This window comes from Sphingobium sp. PNB (assembly GCF_019873065.1).
Classification (GTDB): domain Bacteria; phylum Pseudomonadota; class Alphaproteobacteria; order Sphingomonadales; family Sphingomonadaceae; genus Sphingobium; species Sphingobium fuliginis.
Genome location: NZ_JAINEZ010000166.1, coordinates 1 through 4,389 on the forward strand (window position 1 = coordinate 1; position 4,389 = coordinate 4,389).

Sequence of the window (4,389 nt, forward strand, 5' to 3'; positions counted from 1 at the left end):
GCGCCATCCGCTGCTCTCCTTCTTGGAAAGCCCATAGAATCAGCTATCAACGCTTCTGTCTACGCCCACCCGCGCACAGGTCTCTTTATGAGTGTAAAGCAGGGCAGAAGCCCGGGCATCGCATTTGACCGAAACTGTAGCAAATATGCCACAAATCGAGAAAATCGGTATTGAACACCTGTTTAACAACAATGTTACAGGTCTGAGTTCCTAGAAGGAATTTTTACATTTCGACATATCATGACGAAGAATAAAATTATAGTTCCGTGAAATAATAAATCAGTTCTGCGGCATGGGTCCGGTGAGCAGAATCGGATCGATCCGGGCTTCATTCCACTTCATCCCCCAATGAAGATGCGGACCCGTGGCCCGTCCGGTGGCCCCGATTGCGCCTATGCGCTGCCCCTGAATCACATGCTGCCCGGGAATCACGTCGATCCGCGAAAGGTGAAGGAAGGCGCTGTTCAATCCATGACCATGGTCGATCATCAGCAGATTGCCCTCCAGCGTGAACGGGCGATCCGCGGCCAGGATCACCACCCCGTCGGCCGGGGCCACCACCGGCTCGCCCGTCGCGCCCGCTATATCCACGCCGCCATGATAGGCGCCCGGCTGCCCCTGATAGATGCGCTGCGCGCCGAACAAGCCGGAGACGCGACCGATGCGCGGCCAGATGAACCGCTGGCGCCAACCCTGCGCGTCAGTCACGGTTTCGCGCGCGGCGGCGATCCGTTCAAGCTCCGGCTTGCGCAGGGCGAGGAAGGCTTCCGTGCTTTTCGTCGGACGCAGCGGCGCATCGACCCGCTCGATCCGCCAATCGCGCGGCGCGACGGTGAGGGCGCGGTCGAGAAGCGTTCCATCGGCAAGACGTCCGGTAAGCCGGGCCTGCGGCGCCGCATCGCGGTCGAAGGCGATCACGAAACGGCCATCGGCATCGACCGGCACCAATTGCCCGTTGAAGCGCAGTTCGACCGTCCCCTTGGGCGCCGTGCCCAGCAAGACGCCGCCCTGGACGGGCGTACCGGCCAGCACCAGTTCCACGGCAGGCGGCGCTGTCGGGGAGGTGGCCGCCACACCCGCCATCGCCAGCGCAGCGGCGGCGATCCAGCCCTTCATCTAAACCCCGGCACCTTACAGACCCCGCGCCTTCAGTTCGGCCTGGGCGGAGATTTCGGCGCTGGCATAGGGTTCCTGCCGGGCGATGCTCCAGTAGCGCAGATCATCCAGCGGAATTTTGCGCCCGCTGACGGCGCAGATCACATGATCGCCCGCCTGCAGCACACGAAAGCTGTAGGCCATATAGTGCAGCCGGGCCGGGCGGTCGCGGTTGGACATCAGCATGGGATCACTCGGCCTTTCCTGTGCAACGGCGTCATTGGGAAAACAGGTCCTGCTGGCCCGTCTCCTGGCCCTCACGCGCTTTGCGCGGGGTGCGTGACGGAGTCGATATAGCCTCGGCGGCGGACTTCTCAAGGGGCGTGCCGCCATCGATGCTCGCGCCCACCGCGCCGTCGCGGAAGTGCAGGCTGACCGCGCCCGCCGCCCGCGCCTCCGCCACGGATTTCACCAGCCGGTCGCCCGCCATCACCCGCGCAAAGCCGCGCTGCAAGGGCAGGTCGGGATTGACCGACGTGAAGAGACGCGAGACGCGATCGAAAGCGGTCGCCCGGTCCTTGTAAACGCGCTCCAGATAATCCGGGCGCAGCCGCAACCGGCCGACGCGCTCGGCGGCGCGGCTGACATATTGGCGCAGCAGGGCGGGCCGCAACGCTCCGCCCGCCTGCCCCAGATGCGCCCGCGCATCGGCAACGCGATGCCGCAATCCGCTGACCAGACCATCGGACAATTGATCCAGCCGCTGGCGCTGGGGGCTGAGCAGCATATCGGGCGTCGGCATCAGCCGCGCCTGCATCTCCAGCCGTTCCCGCGCCTGCGCAGCCCCGCGCCGCACGGCCCGGTCCATGCGCAGCCCCTGCTCGGTCAGCATCGCTAGCAGTTCGGCCCGCACCGGCACCGCCATTTCCGCCGCCGCCGTGGGCGTCGGCGCGCGCATGTCGGCGGCATAGTCGCAGAGCGTCGTATCAGTCTCATGCCCCACAGCGGAGATAATCGGGATCGAACATTCCGCCACCGCCCGGACGACGATCTCCTCGTTGAAGCTCCACAAATCCTCGATCGAGCCGCCGCCACGCGCCACGATCACCAGATCGGGTCTTGGCAGCGGCCCGCCCGGCTGCATCTCGCTAAAACCGCGCACCGCCCGCGCCACCTGCTCGGCGGCGCCCTGCCCCTGCACCAGCACGGGCCAGAGCAGCACCTGCGTCGGGCAACGATCCTCCAGCCGATGCAATATGTCCCGGATCACCGCCCCCGTGGGCGATGTCACGACGCCGATCACCCGTGGCATGAAGGGCAAACGCCGCTTGCGCTCCCGGTCGAACAGCCCCTCCGCCGCCAGCTTCTGCTTCAATTTCTCCAGCAGCGCCATCAGCGCGCCTTCGCCCGCCAGCTCCATCCGCTCGATCACGATCTGATATTTGGAGCGCCCCGGATAGGTGGTGAGCTTGCCGGTGGCGATCACCTCCACCCCGTCCTGCGGCGCGAAGGGCAGGCGCGCCGCCCCACCCTTCCACATCACGCCGTCGATCACGGCATTGTCGTCCTTCAGGCACAGATAGATATGCCCCGACCCGGCCCGCTTGAAGCCGGAAATCTCTCCGCGCAGGCGGACATGGCCGAAACGGTCCTCGACCGTGCGCTTCAGCAGGGCCGACAATTCGCTCACCGACAGCGGCGGCGCGTTGTCCCCTGAGCGTTCCTCGGCTAACAGGCGCCCCGAGACATCGAAACCAGCTTCATATTCCGGGGACATGGGCGAAATGAACATCCTTCTGTTGGGCGGCGGCGGCCGCGAACATGCTCTGGCCTGGAAGCTGGCGCAATCGCCCGCTCTCAGCACCCTTTATGCCGCGCCGGGCAACCCCGGCATAGCCCAGCATGCGACATTGGTCGACCTTGATGCCACGGATCATCGCGCCGTCGTGGATTTCTGCCTGCGCCACAGCATCGGCCTGGTGGTGATCGGCCCGGAAGCGCCGCTGGTCGACGGGCTGGCCGACAATCTGCGGGTCAAGGGCTATCCGGTCTTCGGCCCCGGCAAGAAGGCGGCGCAGCTTGAGGGGTCCAAGGGGTTCACCAAGGATCTGTGCAAGCGCGCGGGCATCCCGACCGCCGCCTATGAGCGGGTCACCAGCAAGGACGGCGCCATCGCCGCGCTGGACGATTTCGCGCTGCCGGTCGTGATCAAGGCGGACGGTCTGGCGGCGGGCAAGGGCGTGATCATCGCGGAAACGCGGGAAGAGGCGCTGGAGGCGCTCGATTCGATGTTCTCCGGCGCGTTCGGCGCGGCGGGCGAGGAAGTGGTGCTGGAAGAATTCATGACCGGCGAGGAAGCGAGCTTCTTCGCCCTGACCGACGGCAGCGCCATCCTGCCCTTCGGATCGGCGCAGGATCACAAGCGCGTGGGCGACGGCGACACCGGCCCCAATACCGGCGGAATGGGCGCCTACAGCCCGGCCCGCGTGCTGACCCCGGAACTGGAAGCGGAAGTGATCGAGAAGATCGTCCGCCCCACCGTCGACACGCTCGCCGCCGAAGGGACGCCCTATAGCGGCGTGCTCTATGCCGGGCTGATGCTGACCGCCGAAGGGCCGAAGCTGATCGAATATAATGCCCGCTTCGGTGATCCCGAATGCCAGGTGCTGATGATGCGCTTCGATGGCGATCTGGTGGCGCTGCTGCTCGCGGTGGCGGAGGGCAGGCTGGCCGAACAGGGTCCGGTGCAACTGGCGGACCGCGCCGCGCTCACCATCGTCATGGCCGCGAACGGCTATCCCGGCACCCCGGAAAAGGGCGGCGCGATCACCGGAATCGACGCGGCGGAAGCCACGGGAGCGCGGGTTTTCCATGCGGGCACGGCGGACAGGGACGGCGCGATCGTCGCCCATGGCGGCCGCGTGCTGAACGTCACCGCGACCGGCGACACGGTGAAGGCGGCGCAGCAGGCGGCCTATAAGGCGGTCGACGCCATCGGCTTCCCGACCGGCTTCTGCCGCCGCGATATTGGGTGGCGGGAGGTCGCGCGGGAGGAAAGCGCACGCTGATCCCCTTGCGGCGCGCCCTCAACCATCCTTAAATAGGCCAAATTCGGACAGGGAGGGACGAGCGATGCAAGAATTTTTCATGGACTATGGCCTGTGGCTGCTGATCGCGCTGTTGGTCATCATCGGCATCGTCTTCCTGCTGTCCGGGCGCAACCGGCCGAGCGAACCTTCCGTCCCGGTAGAGGCCAAGAAGCCCACCACCCCCGTTTCCGCGCCGCCCGCTTCC

4 protein-coding genes are annotated in these 4,389 nt (G+C 66.1%); 1 reads left to right on the forward strand and 3 read right to left on the reverse strand.

Translation table 11 applies throughout. The annotated features are described in order from the left end of the window. Nucleotides 1-279: 279 nt before the first annotated feature. The 3 genes from K7W03_RS26670 to xseA are packed head-to-tail and all read right to left on the reverse strand — an operon-like array spanning nucleotide 280 to nucleotide 2,872. Nucleotides 280-1,116, reverse strand: a complete 837-nt coding sequence (locus K7W03_RS26670) for a M23 family metallopeptidase (protein ID WP_222887926.1) — start codon at nucleotides 1,114-1,116, stop codon at nucleotides 280-282. 15 nt (nucleotides 1,117-1,131) lie between these two features. Next, nucleotides 1,132-1,341, reverse strand: coding sequence for a DUF2093 domain-containing protein (locus tag K7W03_RS26675; RefSeq protein ID WP_140042653.1), 210 nt, complete (start codon nucleotides 1,339-1,341; stop codon nucleotides 1,132-1,134). Between the two features lie 31 nt (nucleotides 1,342-1,372). After that, nucleotides 1,373-2,872, reverse strand: a complete 1,500-nt coding sequence (gene xseA / locus K7W03_RS26680) for an exodeoxyribonuclease VII large subunit (RefSeq protein ID WP_222887927.1) — start codon at nucleotides 2,870-2,872, stop codon at nucleotides 1,373-1,375. Between the two features lie 7 nt (nucleotides 2,873-2,879). Here xseA and purD point away from each other — a divergent pair, with 7 nt between their 5' ends. Next, the gene (purD, locus tag K7W03_RS26685) at nucleotides 2,880-4,163 is read left to right on the forward strand and encodes a phosphoribosylamine--glycine ligase (RefSeq protein ID WP_222887929.1); all 1,284 of its coding nucleotides are present in this window, start codon (nucleotides 2,880-2,882) and stop codon (nucleotides 4,161-4,163) included. Nucleotides 4,164-4,389: the final 226 nt, after the last annotated feature.